Here is a 16,479-nt window from a genome sequence, read left to right as displayed (position 1 = left end):
CAAGACATTCTGGTGGGCGGTGAGGGGATCGAACCCCCGACCCTCTCGGTGTAAACGAGACGCTCTACCGCTGAGCTAACCGCCCTCTAGAGATGCCGAAGCGGCCTTCTAGCCGTCAGTAGCGCCGCTGCAAAGCGCCAACAAAAAGGGCGGTCCGCCAAGTGACGCACCGCCCTGTAATTTCACAGACCGCTTTAGCCGTTCAATGTGGTCTTCAAGCCTTCGCCGACCTGGAACCGCGCCGTCTTCGAAGCCGGACGGTTGACCGTTTCACCGGTCCGCGGATTGCGGGCAGTGCCCGCCGCCCGGGCGACGGCCTTGAATGTGCCAAAGCCGACCAGGCGAACGTCATGGCCTGACTTCAGAGAGTCGGTGACGGTTTCGATGAAGGCTTCCAGGGCGTCCTTGGCCTGGTTTTTATTGATGCCCGCCTTCTCGGCGATCGCCGTGACGAGTTCGGCTTTTGTGGTCATGTTTTTCTCCCAGCCAATAAAGCGGCGGCGCTTCGCAAAAGCCTACGCCACTTCGCTCGGCCGGGATTATGGCGGCGGAAAATGCCCCGTCAAATGAAGGCGGCGCGGCAAAGTCCCGCGCCGCTCAACTTATCAACAATAACTTACATTCAGTGAGTCAAAATGGCGTCAACCTCGCCCTCATCCGCCTTCGCACTTGCAGCAATTGGCTCATCCGCTTCATTCCATTCAATCGGCGTCAGCGGACCTGTAAGGGCGTGTTTGAGAACTTCATCGGCAGTCGAGACCGGAATGATCTCCAGACCGTCTTTGACGGACTGCGGGACATCGACCAGATCCTTCTCGTTCTCCTGAGGGATCAGGACCGTCTTCACGCCCGAACGCAGAGCCGCAAGGAGCTTTTCCTTGAGCCCGCCGATGGCCGTAATCCGCCCCCGCAGGGTGATCTCACCAGTCATGGCGATATCCTTGCGGATCGGAATTCCCGTTAGTACGGACACCATGGCGACGGCCATGGCGGCACCTGCGGAAGGACCATCCTTGGGCGTGGCCCCATCGGGCACGTGGATGTGCACATCCGTCTTTTCAAAGATCGGCGGCTTTACGCCAAAGTGCAGAGCCCGAGACCGCACATAGGACTGAGCGGCCGAAATCGACTCCTTCATGACGTCCTTGAGATTGCCGGTCACCGTCATGCGGCCCTTGCCGGGCATCTTCACGGCTTCGATCGTCAGGATGTCGCCACCAAACTCCGTCCAGGCCAGACCGGTCACGATTCCGACCTGATCAACTTCGTCGGTTTCGCCATAGCGGTACTTCTTGACGCCGGCGTACTTGGCCAGACGCTCATCATCGATCGTGATCGATGCCACCTTTTCGCGGGAGAGGTCACGGACCGTCTTGCGCGCCAGTGCGCCAAGCTCGCGCTCAAGCGACCGCACACCGGCTTCCCGTGTGTAGTAGCGGATCAGATCACGGATCGCCTTTTCCGGAACCACGAACTCAGCCGGCTTCAGACCATGATCCTTGGTCAGTTTGGGCAGGATATGGCGCTTGGCGATCTCAAGTTTCTCATCCTCGGTATAGCCGGCGATCCGGATGATCTCCATGCGATCCAGCAGAGGCTGGGGCATGTTGAGGCTATTGGCCGTCGTGACGAACATCACCTGGCTGAGATCGTAATCCACCTCCAGATAGTGGTCGCCAAAGGCCGAATTTTGGGCCGGATCCAGGACTTCCAGCAGTGCTGAAGCCGGATCACCCCGGTAGTCGCTGCCCATCTTGTCGATTTCGTCGAGTAGCACGAAGGCGTTGGTCGTCTTGGCCTTCTTCATCGACTGAATGACCTTGCCGGGCATCGAGCCGATATAGGTCCGCCGGTGACCGCGGATCTCGGCTTCGTCGCGAACCCCACCCAGGCTCATGCGAACAAACTCGCGCCCCGTGGCCTTGGCCAGGGACTTGCCCAAGGAGGTCTTGCCGACCCCGGGGGGGCCAACGAGGCAAAGGATGGGGCCCTTCAGCGAGTTTGTGCGGGCCTGGACGGCGAGAAATTCAAGGATGCGCTCCTTGACCTTCTCCAGCCCATAGTGATCCGCGTCGAGGATCTCCTCGGCTTCATTGAGGTCAATCTTCTTGGTCTTGGCCTTGCCCCAGGGGATCGACAGCATCCAGTCGAGATAGTTGCGAACAACCGTGCTTTCCGCTGACATCGGACTCATGTTGCGAAGCTTCTTGAGCTCGCTCTCGGCCTTGGTCCGGGCTTCTTTCGACAGACGGGTCTTCTTGATCCGCTTTTCGAGATCAATCAGCTCGTCCCGCTGGTCGTCGGGATCGCCCAGCTCGCGCTGGATCGCCTTCATTTGTTCGTTGAGGTAGTACTCACGCTGTGTCTTTTCCATCTGACGCTTGACGCGCGAGCGGATCTTCTTCTCAACCTGAAGGACGCTGATCTCGCCTTCCATCAGGGCGAAGACCTTTTCAAGCCGCTTCACGATGTCGAAGATTTCCAGCAAGCTCTGCTTGTCGCCAATCTTGACGGAGAGATGGGCAGCGATGCTGTCCGCCAGCTTGCCGGGCTCCGCGATTTGCGGGATCGAAGCCAGGGCCTCCGGAGGCACCTTCTTGTTGAGCTTGACGTAGTTTTCAAACTGCTCGACCACAGCCCGCGACAGGGCCTCGACCTCGGGGCCAGCGCCTTCGTCTTCGCTAACCTCACCTATTTGGGCCTCGTAGAACGACTCCTGTTCCGTGAACTTGACCACGGCGGCCCGTCCCTTGCCCTCGACCAGAACCTTCACGGTGCCGTCAGGCAGCTTCAGCAACTGAAGAACGGTGGCCAGGACCCCAACGTCATAAATGTCCGTCGGCGACGGATCATCGTCTGCAGAGTTCTTCTGGGTGACCAGGAGAATTTGCTTGTCGCCGCGCATTACCTCTTCAAGGGCGCGGACAGATTTGTCGCGCCCGACAAAGAGCGGCACCACCATGTGTGGGAAAACAACGATATCCCGAAGTGGCAAGACTGGAAGCGTACGAAGTTCAGACATGATGCTCTTACTCCCGGCCGTCGCGACATTCGCGCTCGGCCATGCGGGCCGGCGTTATTCAGACGATGCGCCTGAGTCGCTCGGTCCGTCCGTCCGGGACTGGACGGAATGGTCCCTATTTATGTGGACGTTTCGCAACTGCGTTCAAGCCGAGTCGCCTGATAGCGGCGACGAGTCGCGCATTAGTCGCCAAGCTGAAGGGGATATGCCCCCAAAGGGTTCTATTGCGCAAATTCGTTCCTGAATCAGGGATCAGCTGAGCTGGAACGACTTGACCACTCTCACAGGTCGCTAATGCAGATTGGGTCGGGCCCGGCCGAATAGCCGCCGCGACTCACGAAAAAGGCGCGCTCCTGGGAGCGCGCCTTGATCACTGGATTGGAGGCGAGCGTCAGGCTGACGCAGCGCCACCCTTCTTCTCGGCATAGATCAGCAGAGGCTGGGCACGGCCTTCAACGACCTCTGCATTGACCACAACCTCCTCGACGCCCTCATAGTTGGGCAATTCGAACATGGTCTCGAGCAAGATCCCCTCCATGATGGAACGGAGGCCCCGCGCACCTGTCTTGCGGGCGATCGCCTTGGTCGCGACCCCGTGAAGCGCATCCTCAGTGAAGGTCAGACCGATATTCTCCATCTCGAACAGTCGCTGGTACTGTTTGACGAAGGCGTTTTTAGGCTCGGTCAGAATCTTGACCAGAGCGATCTCATCCAGGTCTTCAAGGGTGGCGACCACAGGAAGGCGCCCGATGAACTCCGGGATCAGGCCGAAGCGCTGGAGGTCATCCGGCTCGACGCCGCGCAGGATTTCGCCGGTACGGCGCTCTTCCGGATCTGCGACTTTGGCACCAAAGCCAATCGACTTACCTTGGCCCCGCGCCGAGATAATGCGCTCCAAGCCGGCGAACGCCCCGCCACAGATGAACAGGATGTTCGTGGTGTCCACCTGCAGGAACTCCTGCTGGGGATGCTTTCGCCCGCCCTGGGGCGGCACGGAGGCGACGGTGCCTTCCATGATCTTCAGCAGAGCCTGCTGCACGCCCTCCCCCGAGACGTCACGGGTGATCGACGGATTGTCGGACTTGCGGCTGATCTTGTCGATTTCATCGATGTAGACGATGCCCCGTTGGGCACGCTCGACGTTGTAGTCGGCCGCCTGCAGGAGCTTGAGCACGATGTTTTCGACATCTTCACCCACATAACCGGCTTCGGTCAGGGTCGTGGCGTCGGCCATGGTGAAGGGGACGTCGATGATTCGGGCCAGGGTCTGGGCCAGCAAGGTCTTGCCGGTACCGGTCGGGCCGACCAGAAGAATGTTGGACTTGGCCAGTTCAACGTCATTGTTCTTCGACGCATGGTTCAGACGCTTGTAGTGATTGTGCACCGCTACGGCGAGCACCTTCTTGGCGTGCCCCTGTCCAATAACGTAATCGTCCAGGACTTCGCAGATTTCACGCGGCGTCGGAACGCCGTCCTTTGACTTCACGAAGGCTATTTTGTGCTCTTCGCGAATGATGTCCATGCAGAGCTCAACGCATTCATCGCAAATGAACACCGTCGGTCCCGCGATGAGCTTACGCACCTCATGCTGGCTCTTTCCGCAGAAAGAACAATACAGAGTGCTCTTGGTATCGCCGCTCGCGGCTTTCGTCATGGTCGCTTCTCACGCTATGGCGGCGACGGCCACTGCCGTGACGCCCGCTCCTGGCTCACATGCCGCCACCGAAGCGACAGCTTACAGGCCGGGAGTTGTCTAATCCTTGACATTCCCCGATCCGGCCGCAGTTCACAAGCCTTGGAGGCTTTTTCGGCCGCCCAACCCGTCAATGCGCCGTACCCTGTAACGATCTTAGAGTCTAAAATGGTTACCAAGGTCGTAGACACAACGACAGGGCTATTCCGATAGCGTTCGAGGGCGCGGAAGCGTTTAGAGCGCAGCCGGGAATCGTGTTCGAACAACCGCTTGATGAACGGGACGCGCCAGGCGCGCGTGGAGTAGAATGGCGAAGCGCTCATTGATGTCCAAAGGCCTTACGGCCTCGATGCCGATGACAGGGGAAATGACTGACGCCCCGGCGCTGGTGGCCTTTGACTTCGATGGCACCCTGACCGTTCGCGACAGCTTCAACGCCTTTCTGAAATGGCGCGCCGGGCCCGCGCGCTGGACACTCGGAATTGTCCGCCTGTCGCCAGCTCTCTTGGGCTACGCGTTCAATCGCAATCGCGGCAAGCTCAAGGCTGCGGCCGTTCGGGAGTTCCTGAAAGGCGCAACCCAGACCGAGCTGGAATCAGACGCACGCGCCTTTGCTGAGCTCTACGCCCCTTCCCTGTTTCGGCCCGACGCTCTTGCGGTTTGGCGGCGCTGGCGGGCCAAGGGCGCCAAGATGGTGATCGTCACCGCGTCTCCCGACATCACGGTCGCACCCTTCGCCCGAGGCCTTGGCGCCGACGTTCTGATCGGCACAAGGCTGGCCTTCGGTCCAGATGATTGCGCCCTTGGCGTCCTGGCCGGACCAAACTGCCGCGCCCGGGAAAAGGTTGTCCGACTGAAGGAACTGTTTGGCGAAGAGGTTCGGCTGACCGCCGCCTATGGCGACACCTCCGGAGATACCGAGATGCTGGCCATCGCCGATGAGCGTGGCTATCGCGTCTTTCGCGGCAGGCCGATCTAGGCCGGTGCAAAAAAGCCGCCGACCTTGCGGGCGGCGGCTTGATCACCTGGTGCGGGACGCTTTGGCCTAAGCCTTGGCGTCGGTCTCGTCGCGGGTCTCATTGATATGGTCGATCAGACCCCAAGCCTTGGCCTCTTCAGCGCTCATGAAGTGGTCGCGGTCCAGGGTGCGCTCGACCTCTTCATAGGTGCGGCCGCAATGCTTGACGTAGATCTCATTCAGACGACGCTTGGTCTTGATGATGTCTTCGGCATGACGCTCGATATCAGAGGCCTGACCGCGGAAGCCACCCGAAGGCTGGTGCACCATGATGCGCGAGTTTGGCAGTGAGATCCGTTGCCCAGCGGCACCGGCGCACAGCAGCAGGCTGCCCATAGAGGCCGCCATGCCCATACAGACCGTCGAAACCGGGCTCTTGATGTATTGCATGGTGTCGTAGATCGCCAGACCAGCGGTCACCACGCCGCCCGGCGAGTTGATGTACATCGCGATTTCCTTCTTGGGGTTCTCGGACTCCAGGAAGAGAAGCTGGGCGCAGATCAGGCTGGCCATGCCGTCCTCGACGGGCCCGGTCAGGAAGATGATCCGCTCCTTGAGCAGGCGCGAGAAGATATCGAACGCGCGCTCACCGCGGCTGGTCTGTTCGACCACCATCGGAACGAGGTTCATCGCCGTTGCAACCGGATCGTACATAGGGTTCGCCCTTTTTCGCGTTTTGGGGCTGCGCGAATCAGACCTCGCACAGCGTCGCCAACGCATATCGCGTGGCGATTAACAGGTTGCAAGGAGCCGAAGGCCCTCGTGGGCCAAAGAAAAAGGCGCGACCCTTGCGAGTCGCGCCTGGTCTCATTTCTAAACGGAAGCCTTAGCCGCCGTAGCCTTCCGGCAGATCGTCCTCTTCAAGGAGCTCTTCCTTGGAGACTTCCTTTTCCTCGATCTTGGCCTTGCCGAAGATCAGGTCCACGACCTTGTCTTCATAGATCGGGGCGCGCAGAGCGGCCTGCAGATCGGTGCGCTGACGGTACATGTCGAACACCTGCTGGGCTTGCGCGCCATACTGGCGAGCTTCGCGCATGATAGCGTCGGTCAGTTCCTGGTCGGTCACAACCACCTCGTTCTTGCGACCGATTTCGGCAAGCACCAGACCCAGGCGAACCCGACGCTCGGCGATCTTGCGATACTCGTCCTTGAGTTGGTCTTCAGTCTTGTCGGCGTCCTCAGGCGGCAGGCCGCCCTGCGCCTTGTCCGCCTGAACCTGCTGCCAGATGCCCGCAAACTCGGCGTCGACCATGCGCGGCGGCAGTTCGAACTCGTGCTTGGTGTCCAGGATGTCCAGCAGGGCGCGCTTCAGCTTGAACCGCGACGAATTTTCGTAGCGACCCGAAAGGTTTGACTTCAGCAGTTCCTTCAGGGCGGCGAGGTCGGACAGGCCCAAACGCTTGGCCAGTTCGTCGTCGGCCTCGGCGTCGACCGGAGCGCGCACTTCTTTGACGGTCGTGGCGAACTCGGCGGCCTTACCTGCGAGATCCTTGGCCTGATAATCTTCCGGGAAGGTGACCTTCACGACCAGTTCGTCGCCCGGCTTGGCACCGATGAGTTGGTCCTCGAAGCCCGGGATGAACTGGCCCGAACCGAGGACCAGTTCTGCGCCTTCGGCCTTGCCACCGGCGAACTCGACGCCATCGACGGTGCCGACAAAGTCGATCAACAGCTGGTCGCCGTCCTTGGACTTCAGGCTCTTGCCCTTGCGGGGCTCATAGGTGCGGGCCTGCTTGGCAAGCTCGGCCAGGGCCTCGTCGACCTCGGCGTCCGAGACCTTGTAAACGGGCTTGGTCAGCTCGATGCCGGCCGGATCGATCGGCTCGAAATCAGGCATGATTTCGATGGCCACCTCGAAGGCGAGGTCTTCGCCGCCGGCGACAACCTTTTCCATGTCAGAGGAAGGCTTCAGTTCGGGCTGGCCAGCCGGGCGCAGCTTGTTGTCGTCCAGAACCTTCTGGGTCGTCTCATTGAGCGCCTGCTCAACGACTTCACCCATCAGGGCCTTGCCATAGAGGCGGCGCACATGGGCGGCGGGGACCTTGCCGGGGCGGAAGCCCTTGACGTTCATTTGCGGCGCGACTTCAGCGATCCGCGCTTCGAGACGCGTGGCCAACTCGGCGGCGGGCACGGTCACCCCATAAACGCGGCTGAGGCCTTCGCCCGACTTTTCAACGATCTGCATCGACATGGTCATATTCTCGAACCTGCGACGCATGCGCCGGGGGTCCGCCCTGGGGTCAAAAACATCGACGCCGCCCGCGAGGCCGGGGCGGCGAAAGAGCGCCCTTATGTCACGACGTGCGCGACCATCCAAGAGCGCCAGCGGCAAAAGTCACGCCCATCCCTCTTCATCGGGAGAGCATTCAGTCGATCTTGGTGCGGATGAGAGGACTCGAACCTCCACACCTCTCGGTGCCAGAACCTAAATCTGGTGCGTCTACCAGTTTCGCCACATCCGCATTGGGGCAGGCCTTACGGATTTCACCGCCCCGAGGCAAGTCCGCTACGCTTGACGCTAGGACGTCGAGCCAGGAGTCCGGCAAGGACGGCAGGCGCGAGATTCGGCAAATCCTCGGCGATCAGACCCGGCCCGTGGGCACGGCCACATTCGGCATGAATCCACACTCCGGCGCAGGCTGCCTCAAAGCTCGTCATGCCCTGGGCGATCAGGCCGCCGATGAACCCCGCCAGGATGTCGCCCGATCCGGCCGTTGCCAACCAGGGCGAGCCATTGAGCGACACGACAGCACGTCCATCCGGGGCGGCAATGACCGTATCGGGGCCCTTCAGCAATACAACGGCGCCAGCCAGTCTTGCGGCTTCGCGAGTTGCCGAAATCCGTTCGGCCGAGCGTGCCAATAGACCAGGGAAGATCCGTTCGAACTCACCCGGATGCGGCGTCAGCACGTCATCGCGATCGAGGGCAGAAAAGAGCGCCTCAGGATCCTGCCGGAAACTGGTCAGGGCGTCGGCATCGACCACAAGGGCCGAACCGGTCCCGGCGAGGGCGAATAGGTTTCGAACCGTCGTCTCGCCCACGCCCGCTGAAGGTCCGATCACAACAGCGTCCGCTGCTTCCCCCGCAGCCCGCAGATCTGCATCGCTTTCAAAAGGTGCCAGCATCACCGCTTCAAGGTGAGCCGCGTTTTCGGCAAGGGCTCCGGATGGGGATAGAAGGGTGACAACGCCTGCGCCGATCCGAAGGCCCGCGCGGGCAGCCAATCGCGCCGCCCCGGTCTTCCCGGCGTCGCCGCTAACGACCTTTAGCCGGCCCCGTTGGTACTTGTGCACATTCAGAGCCGGCCACGGAAAATGCCTCTCCCAGAGATCAGGCGTGTTCTCAAAGAGCGATGCAGTCCCTTCTGACGCAGGCAAGCCGATATCGGCCACGACAACTTCGCCACAGGCAGCCCTCCCCTCGTAAAGGCAGTGCCCGACCTTCAGGCGATGGAAGGTCACCGTGAGATCGGCGCAGAAAACAGCCTCGCCCAGACGTCGCCCCGTATCCCCATTGAAGCCACTGGGTAGATCGATCGCGACGACCGGCTCATTCAACTGGGCGCACGCACACGCAAGTTTGGCCACGTCACCCTCAAGGCCGCGCGACAGACCAGCGCCAAACAGCGCATCCACATACAGATCCGCTGGGAACGGTGAAGGCGATAGCGGAACCGTTTCGCCCTTCCAAAGCGCAGCGGCTCTTTTGGCGGCCTCCGTCGCCGGGGCCGCGGCGGCTTCAACCCGAACGGACCAGCCTTTGTCGTGCAAGCATCGCGCAACCACATAGCCATCGCCGCCATTGTTGCCCGGACCACACCAGATCACCGCTCGGCCCGGCGGAAAGCGCTTCATGACCGCTTCCGCGACTGCAAACCCGGCTCTGTCCATTAGCAGATCGATGGAAAGGCCTTGCTCGACCGCCTGGCGGTCAGCCTGCGTCATCTCAGCGACGGTCAGAATTTCCCGCGACACGTCGTCTCCCTCAGAGAACCTGACTCTGAGCTTCGCGTCCTTTCTCGATCAAGAGCAAGCGCGTATCCTGAATATCGAAGGTTGTGACCGAACAGTGGTCCGGCCTGAAGGCGGCTACCTGCCTATTGCCGGTCGCAACGCCGACGGCTGCGTTCAGGGCGACAAAGTGGCTGAACACGGCTGTCAGGGGGTACTCAGCCACCGCAGCTGCCACACCCCTCGCCCAAGCGGCGTAGTCCATATCGCCTACGATCTGGTCCCATTCACCGCCGAACGCGGTCCTGAGCCAGGCGGGACGCTCTGGATCTGACAAGGCCGCCGGCGTTGGGATCTCGCCAACGCGGGCATCAATGTGCAGATCCAGACCCAGTGCCTGAGCCAGAGGCTCAGCGGTCTCCCGGCATCGACGGAGCGGCGAAGAGACCACCCGTCGCGGCCTTGTCGCCTCGGGCAGAGCCAGCATGGACTCCATCACCTCGATGGCCTGCTGGCGGCCGATCTCATCCAGCCCGGGGTCGCCGTCGTCCCCTCCCCAACTCGATGCCGGACGGCCATGTCTGATGACGTACACGCGGGCCATGGGATCAATCCGGAATAAAGAGATTTCGGACGCCATCAGGATGTGGACCGACGATCCCGGTGCGACCGACGCCCTCCCGAGACTCAAGATCTAGAAGGGTTGCAGGATCATCAGGTGTATGGGCGACGAAGCGACGCCCCGAAGCGTCACGCCCCACGACAATGCCCATCCGTACGCCCTCTCGTGAGTGGACAACGGTGTAGGTCTCGATCGTCGATGGCCCGACGGGTCGCTCGACAATCTCCGGATGGGGCAGGCTGTCGATCTGCGCCTGAATTCGTGAGGGAGCCTCGCGCACCCAATCGCCGTCGAACGGCTTGGTGGAATAGATCCCGATCGATTGCTTGGTCAGGAACCAGCCATTGGCCGTGCAGAGACCAAAGGCACCGGGACGTTCCCGGAGCCGGGTCATCATCTCCGCGATCGAGTGCAGAGCGTAGTTGTTACCTGGTCCACCAAAATAGGGCAGACCTCCGGTAATCGTCAGACCTCGCGGATCATCAAGCGCCAGGCCCAGTTCCTCTGCCGCCACCTGAACAGCGGACGGAAAGCAGGAATAGAGGTCGATGATGTCAATATCGGCCAGGGTGACCCCCGCCATCTCCAGGGCGCGCTCTCCCGTCAAACGGATGGCCGGGCTGGAATGGAAATTCTGCCGGTCCAATGGATACCAGAGATCAGCCGCATCTGCGCAGCCGTGCAGGTACACCCACTTGTCTTCCGATACGCCCAGTTCCCGCGCCTTCCGGACGCTGCAGATCAAGATCGCAGCGGACTGGTCGACCTCCATGATCGCATTCAGATACTTGGGATAGGGAAAGCTGATCATCCGGTTCCGATCGGTGACCGTTGTCAGCTCCTCTGCTGACCGTTCCAGCGGGAACCAGGCCATGGGATTGCCGGCCGCCACCTTGCTGAACGGCGAAAACAGCTCGCCCAGGCGCTGCTGGTGGTCCTGCAGAGACCGGTCGTCGCGCGCCCGAAGTGCATTCTCGAACAGCGGATAGGTGTTGACCGGATAGCCGAGGCCATGCGCGGCCTCCTGAGCTGTCACGCCAGGCCGGGGGTCGCCCATTCGCTCTGGGGCTTCAACGAGGTCATCGCCCCATCCGTCAAAGCCGAGCCCCCCTTTCAGGCGCTTCATCAAAGAACCGAGAAACTCGGCACCCGCTACGAGCGCCAGCTCCGAGCTTCCCTGTGCGATGCGCTCGCAGACCGCATTCACGGCTTGCTGGGGACTGTTGCCGCCCGTCTCCGTGTAGACTTTCCATGCAGGGTCGGCACCAAGCGCCCTGGCCAGACTTGACGGAGGATTGATCAAGCGCGGCATCGGAAGCTTCGAAAGCCCCCCCGGCGCATCGATACTGAATGCGATGACCACCATGGCGTCGAGTCCGGCAAGATCCGACCCCAAGAGGCCTGCATCTGCCACAGCCCTTTCCGCTGCAATCTTCAGCAGTTGCAGGGGAGACGGGGAATTTTCGATCTCGCCGCGAAAGGTGAACTGGCCGGCCCCGATCAAAACTGGCGTGTTGTCACGCATGTTCACCCCCGTTCAAACGCTTGTTGGGGCCGATCCTAGGGGCGAAACAGCGCACGGCAAGGTCAATTGGACGGCAATCTCGCTATGACTAGTTTTCATGCTCGCGCTGCACAAAATTTGAACATCACGATCAAACCGCCCTCAGGCGGGCAGATTCCTCCGGGCCGGCGCTTGCGAGTCCCCCGGGGGGCGTGGTCGGTGCCCGTCACAAGCGACGCGGCGCGTCGGCGGGCCCGAAAGTGGAACCGATGAAGAAGATTGAAGCCATCATCAAGCCGTTCAAGCTCGATGAGGTAAAGGAGGCCCTCCAGGAGATGGGCGTCCAGGGCATGACCGTGCTCGAAGCCAAGGGTTATGGCCGCCAGAAGGGTCACACCGAGCTTTATCGCGGCGCAGAGTACGTCGTCGACTTCCTGCCGAAGATCAAGGTGGAGGTCGTCATCGAGGATAGCCAGTTGGAACCGGCGCTGGAGGCGATCACTCGCGCCGCCCGGACGGGCCGCATCGGCGACGGCAAGATTTTCGTCTCGGAGATCGCGGAAGTCATCCGCATCCGAACCGGAGAAAACGGTCCAGCTGCCGTCTAGGCACGGACCTTTGAACGCATACGACGCTCAAGAAGGGGATACGGAATGAGCACGGCCAAGGAAATCCTGAATCTCATCAAGGAAAAGGACGTCAAGTATGTTGACGTTCGCTTCACCGACGTGCGCGGCAAGATGCAGCACGTCACCTTCGACATCGATCTCGTTGATGACGACTTCCTCAATGACGGCACCATGTTCGACGGCTCGTCGATCGCCGGCTGGAAGGCCATCAATGAGTCGGACATGAAGCTGCGTCCGGACCTGACGACCGCCATCATCGACCCGTTCTATCAGCAAACCACCCTGGCGCTGTTCTGCGACGTGGTGAACCCTGACACCGGCACGCCCTATAACCGCGACCCGCGCTCGATCGCCAAGGCTGCCCTGAACTACGTCAAGGCTTCGGGCATCGGTGACACCGTGTTCTTCGGCCCTGAAGCCGAGTTCTTCATCTTTGACGACGTCAAGTGGAACACCTCGCCGAACGACACCAGCTACTCCTTCGATTCCGTCGAACTGCCGGGTAACTCCGCCAAGACCTATCCCGAGGGCAATATGGGCCACCGCCCGGGTCCCAAGGGCGGCTACTTCCCGGTCAACCCGATTGACTCGGCGCAAGACCTGCGCGGCGAAATGCTGGCAGTCATGGGCGAACTCGGCATGAAGCCGGAAAAGCACCACCATGAAGTGGCACCGGCCCAGCACGAACTCGGCCTGAAGTTCGACACCATGGTGACCATGGCCGACCGTCTGCAGCTGTATAAGTACGTGATCCACAACGTGGCCCACGCCTACGGCAAGACCGCCACCTTCATGGCCAAGCCGATGTTTGGCGACAATGGCTCGGGCATGCACGTTCACCAGTCGATCTGGGGCGACGGCAAGCCGCTCTTCGCCGGCGACAAGTATGCCGGTCTGTCCGACATGTGCCTGTGGTACATCGGCGGCATCATCAAGCACGCCAAGGCCATCAACGCCTTTTCGAACTCGACGACGAACTCCTACAAGCGCCTGGTGCCCGGCTATGAAGCTCCGGTGAAGCTGGCCTATTCGGCCCGCAACCGCTCGGCCTCGATCCGGATCCCGCACGTCGACTCGCCGAAGGCCAAGCGCCTGGAAGCCCGCTTCCCCGACCCGATGGGCAATCCCTATCTGACCTTCGTGGCTCTGCTGATGGCTGGTCTCGATGGCATCAACAACAAGATCGATCCGGGCGCGCCCGCCGACAAGAACCTCTATGACCTGCCCCCGCGCGAGCAGAAGAAGATCCCGGAAGTTTGCGGCAGCCTCCGCGAAGCCCTGGAAAACCTCGACAAGGACCGCGCCTTCCTGAAGGCCGGTGGCGTGATGGATGACGACTTCATCGACAGCTACATCGAACTGAAGATGGAAGAAGTGATGCGTCTGCAACTGCATCCGCACCCGGTTGAGTTCGAGATGTATTACAAGTGCTAACCTAAGCGTCTTCCGACGTTGAGAAATGGGTCAGAGAGCATTCTCTGGCCCATTTTTTTGCCCGAGTTGTCCCTCGGGCCGTCGCCGAATGAGAATGACTTCTTACTTAGGCAGCATCGGCTGAACAAAATTGTCGCAACTCCGCAACAGAACCGCCGCAATCCACCATAACCGCCTGAAATCAGACAATGGACGATATCGCCATCAGGCGAACTGAGCGTATCGCATCTCCCACGGAAGCGACGCGAACGCCCTCGTTAGAATCGGCATCTCGAAGCTTGGTCAGCACAGGATCTCTCCATGCAAAGCTCCAATAAGCTCCTTCGCCGCGCTCTGCGCGTCACCTGCGGTTTCGCCGCCCTCAGCGCAGCCATCGCAGCCGCACCGGCCGCGATGGCGCAAGATACCGTCAGCGACATCATCGTGACCGCCCAGAAGCGCAGCGAAAACCTTCAGGATGTCCCGGTCTCGGTGACCGCTCTCGGTGGCGAGCGGCTGCAATCGGCTTTTGCCGCCGGTGACGACATCCTGGCGCTGTCGGCCAAGGCTCCTGGCCTCTATGCCGAATCCTCGAACGGCCGCGCGGCCCCGCGCTTCTATATCCGCGGCCTCGGCAACAGCGACTTTGACCTGGCCGCCTCGCAGCCGGTCTCGATCATCCAGGACGAAGTCGTTCTGGAAAACGTCGTCCTGAAAAGCTCGCCGATCTATGACATTGATCAGGTGGAAGTCCTGCGCGGTCCGCAAGGCACGCTTTTTGGTCGCAACACCACGGCCGGCATCGTCAAGTTCAGCTCGGTCAAGCCGAGCGAAGAAACCAAGGCCCGCGCCGCCCTGTCCTATGGCAGCTTCAACACCCTGACCTTTGACGGCGGTTTTGGTGGCGCTCTGGTCCCCGGCAAGGTCGCGGCGCGCGCCTCGCTGCTCGTCCAGCACCGTGACGACTACATCAATAACGCCTTCACCAAGAAGAATGACGCCCTGGGCGGTTTCGACGAAAAGGCGGCGCGTCTGCAGGTCCTGTTCACACCGACCGAAGCCATGAGCGCCCTGTTCAACATTCACGGCCGCGACCTCGACGGCACCTCGGCCACGTTCCGCGCCAACGTCCTGACCAAGGGCTCCAACAAGCTCAATGCCAACTATGACCGCAAGACGGTCTATTTCGACGCGGGGGCCGGCAACCCGCAGAAGTACAAGGGCTGGGGCACCTCGGCCAACATCGGTTACGACTTCGGCGACGTCACCCTGACCTCGATCACCGCCTATGAAGAAACCCACGGCTCCAGCCGCGGCGACATCGACGGCGGCAACCTGAAGGGTCCGGGCTTCATTCCCTTCCCGTCGGAAAGCACCGACGGTATCAAGGAACTTGACCAGGTCACCCAGGAACTGCGCCTGGCCAGCGATACCGATGGACCGCTGAGCTGGCAGGTTGGTGCCTTCTATTTCGATACCAGCTACCAGATCCGCACCGACCCGGGCTTTGCGCCGGTGACGACCCTTGAGCAGAAGAACACCTCCTGGGCCGTCTTCGGCCAGGCCTCCTACAAGGCCTCCGAAGCCCTGACCCTGACGGGTGGCCTCCGCTACACCAGCGACGACAAGGACATGCGCGTTGTGTCCGGTCCGAACAAGGTGGCCCCAGTCTCGGTCTCTGACGAAAAAGTCAGCTGGGATCTGAGCGCATTCTATGAAGTCGCAGACAATGTCAGCGTCTACGGCAAGGTGGCCTCGGGCTTCCGCGGTCCGTCGATCCAGGGCCGCGACATCGCTTTCTTCGCTCCCGCCTCAGTCGCGCAGTCTGAAACCATCCTGTCCTACGAAGTCGGCCTGAAGAGCGAACTGCTCGATCGCCGCGTTCGCCTGAACGGCGCGCTGTTCACCTATACGATCGATAATCCTCAGTTCAGTGCAGTCGGCGGCGGCTCGAACTCCAACCGCCTGATCAACGCCAACAAGGCTGAGGCCTACGGTGTGGAACTAGACGCCGAGTTCGTCGTCACCGACAATCTCGTCGTGACGGCGGGCTATTCCTACGCCAAGACCGAGATCAAGGACTCCAAGTTGACGACGGCGACCTGCGCCCAGTGCACGGTAACCGATCCGCGCACCTCGACCGGCCTGGCCCTGATCAACGGCAACCCCTTCCCCAATGCACCCGAATATACCTTTGACGTGACGGCCCGTTACGCCGTCCCGTTCGGTGCTGATGGCGAGCTCTTCGCCTATACCGACTGGAAGGTGCAGGGTCTGACGAACTTCTTCCTCTATGAATCGAAGGAGTTCTACAGCAAGGGCGACTTCGAAGGCGGCCTCAAGCTCGGCTATGCCAAGCTGGACGGTGCTTGGGAGGCGGCGGTGTTTGCCCGCAACATCACCGATGAGAACAACCTGAAGGGCGCGATCGACTTCAACAACAACACCGCGTTCGTCAACGAGCCCCGCGTGATCGGTGTCTCGCTGAACGTGAAGATGTAGCCGATCCCGTAGTCGGAAAATCGAGGGGCCGCAGAGCGATCTGCGGCCCCTTTTTCATTGAGGTCAGCGTCCGACTGCCGGACAGAAGATAGTGGTAATCTGGGGGGAACGGACGTTTCAAACAG

At 61.0% G+C, this 16,479-nt stretch carries 12 protein-coding genes and 2 tRNA genes; 4 read left to right on the top strand and 10 right to left on the bottom strand.

The window, feature by feature from the left end:
* Positions 1–10 precede the first annotated feature (10 nt).
* The 4 genes from AQ619_RS08420 to clpX form a co-directional block, all read right to left on the bottom strand.
* Positions 11–85, bottom strand: a tRNA-Val gene (locus AQ619_RS08420).
* 109 nt (positions 86–194) lie between these two features.
* Positions 195–473: an HU family DNA-binding protein gene (locus AQ619_RS08415; protein ID WP_062146326.1), complete on the bottom strand. Its 279-nt coding sequence runs from the start codon at positions 471–473 to the stop codon at positions 195–197.
* A 149-nt stretch (positions 474–622) separates the two neighbouring features.
* On the bottom strand, positions 623–3,022 hold the full coding sequence (gene lon, locus AQ619_RS08410; protein ID WP_062146323.1) for an endopeptidase La: 2,400 nt from the start codon (positions 3,020–3,022) through the stop codon (positions 623–625).
* 391 nt (positions 3,023–3,413) lie between these two features.
* Positions 3,414–4,676, bottom strand: coding sequence for an ATP-dependent Clp protease ATP-binding subunit ClpX (gene clpX, locus AQ619_RS08405; protein WP_062146321.1), 1,263 nt, complete (start codon positions 4,674–4,676; stop codon positions 3,414–3,416).
* A gap of 346 nt (positions 4,677–5,022) precedes the next feature.
* Between clpX and AQ619_RS08400 the strand changes: the two genes are divergently transcribed.
* Positions 5,023–5,694: an HAD-IB family hydrolase gene (locus AQ619_RS08400; protein WP_062146319.1), complete on the top strand. Its 672-nt coding sequence runs from the start codon at positions 5,023–5,025 to the stop codon at positions 5,692–5,694.
* A 66-nt stretch (positions 5,695–5,760) separates the two neighbouring features.
* Here the strand turns inward: AQ619_RS08400 and AQ619_RS08395 are convergent, their stop codons facing one another.
* From AQ619_RS08395 to AQ619_RS08370, 6 genes are all read right to left on the bottom strand, one after another.
* Complete coding sequence (locus AQ619_RS08395; protein WP_062146317.1) at positions 5,761–6,387, bottom strand: ATP-dependent Clp protease proteolytic subunit; 627 nt, start codon at positions 6,385–6,387, stop codon at positions 5,761–5,763.
* 172 nt (positions 6,388–6,559) lie between these two features.
* Positions 6,560–7,918, bottom strand: coding sequence for a trigger factor (gene tig / locus AQ619_RS08390; protein ID WP_261340240.1), 1,359 nt, complete (start codon positions 7,916–7,918; stop codon positions 6,560–6,562).
* Positions 7,919–8,110: 192 nt separating this feature from the next.
* A tRNA-Leu gene (locus AQ619_RS08385) sits at positions 8,111–8,195 on the bottom strand.
* 22 nt (positions 8,196–8,217) lie between these two features.
* Positions 8,218–9,708 carry a bifunctional ADP-dependent NAD(P)H-hydrate dehydratase/NAD(P)H-hydrate epimerase gene (locus AQ619_RS08380; RefSeq protein ID WP_062146315.1) on the bottom strand — a complete coding sequence of 497 codons (1,491 nt, stop codon included), beginning with the start codon at positions 9,706–9,708 and terminating at the stop codon, positions 8,218–8,220.
* Between the two features lie 10 nt (positions 9,709–9,718).
* Complete coding sequence (locus AQ619_RS08375) at positions 9,719–10,288, bottom strand: histidine phosphatase family protein (protein WP_062146312.1); 570 nt, start codon at positions 10,286–10,288, stop codon at positions 9,719–9,721.
* A 4-nt stretch (positions 10,289–10,292) separates the two neighbouring features.
* Positions 10,293–11,831 (bottom strand): acetyl-CoA acetyltransferase, encoded by a 1,539-nt coding sequence (locus AQ619_RS08370; RefSeq protein ID WP_062146310.1) that lies wholly within the window; start codon positions 11,829–11,831, stop codon positions 10,293–10,295.
* A gap of 248 nt (positions 11,832–12,079) precedes the next feature.
* Between AQ619_RS08370 and AQ619_RS08365 the strand changes: the two genes are divergently transcribed.
* The 3 genes from AQ619_RS08365 (at position 12,080) to AQ619_RS08355 (ending at position 16,354) form a co-directional block, all read left to right on the top strand.
* Positions 12,080–12,418 (top strand): P-II family nitrogen regulator, encoded by a 339-nt coding sequence (locus tag AQ619_RS08365; RefSeq protein ID WP_062146307.1) that lies wholly within the window; start codon positions 12,080–12,082, stop codon positions 12,416–12,418.
* A gap of 45 nt (positions 12,419–12,463) precedes the next feature.
* On the top strand, positions 12,464–13,873 hold the full coding sequence (gene glnA, locus AQ619_RS08360) for a type I glutamate--ammonia ligase (protein WP_062146304.1): 1,410 nt from the start codon (positions 12,464–12,466) through the stop codon (positions 13,871–13,873).
* 300 nt (positions 13,874–14,173) lie between these two features.
* Positions 14,174–16,354: a TonB-dependent receptor gene (locus tag AQ619_RS08355; protein ID WP_062146302.1), complete on the top strand. Its 2,181-nt coding sequence runs from the start codon at positions 14,174–14,176 to the stop codon at positions 16,352–16,354.
* The last annotated feature ends 125 nt before the right edge of the window (positions 16,355–16,479 follow it).

The sequence above is a fragment of the Caulobacter henricii genome, assembly GCF_001414055.1.
Classification (GTDB): Bacteria; Pseudomonadota; Alphaproteobacteria; order Caulobacterales; family Caulobacteraceae; genus Caulobacter; species Caulobacter henricii.
This window is presented reverse-complemented; position numbering and strand designations above follow the sequence as displayed.

Coding starts and splice junctions, on each gene's coding strand:
- clpX (WP_062146321.1), bottom strand. CDS start 4,676: ATGACGAAAGCCGCGAGCGGCGATACCAAGAGCACTCTGTATTGTTCT.
- AQ619_RS08395 (WP_062146317.1), bottom strand. CDS start 6,387: ATGTACGATCCGGTTGCAACGGCGATGAACCTCGTTCCGATGGTGGTC.
- AQ619_RS08400 (WP_062146319.1), top strand. CDS start 5,023: ATGGCGAAGCGCTCATTGATGTCCAAAGGCCTTACGGCCTCGATGCCG.
- lon (WP_062146323.1), bottom strand. CDS start 3,022: ATGTCTGAACTTCGTACGCTTCCAGTCTTGCCACTTCGGGATATCGTT.
- AQ619_RS08365 (WP_062146307.1), top strand. CDS start 12,080: ATGAAGAAGATTGAAGCCATCATCAAGCCGTTCAAGCTCGATGAGGTA.
- AQ619_RS08375 (WP_062146312.1), bottom strand. CDS start 10,288: ATGGCCCGCGTGTACGTCATCAGACATGGCCGTCCGGCATCGAGTTGG.
- tig (WP_261340240.1), bottom strand. CDS start 7,918: ATGCAGATCGTTGAAAAGTCGGGCGAAGGCCTCAGCCGCGTTTATGGG.
- glnA (WP_062146304.1), top strand. CDS start 12,464: ATGAGCACGGCCAAGGAAATCCTGAATCTCATCAAGGAAAAGGACGTC.
- AQ619_RS08370 (WP_062146310.1), bottom strand. CDS start 11,831: ATGCGTGACAACACGCCAGTTTTGATCGGGGCCGGCCAGTTCACCTTT.
- AQ619_RS08415 (WP_062146326.1), bottom strand. CDS start 473: ATGACCACAAAAGCCGAACTCGTCACGGCGATCGCCGAGAAGGCGGGC.
- AQ619_RS08355 (WP_062146302.1), top strand. CDS start 14,174: ATGCAAAGCTCCAATAAGCTCCTTCGCCGCGCTCTGCGCGTCACCTGC.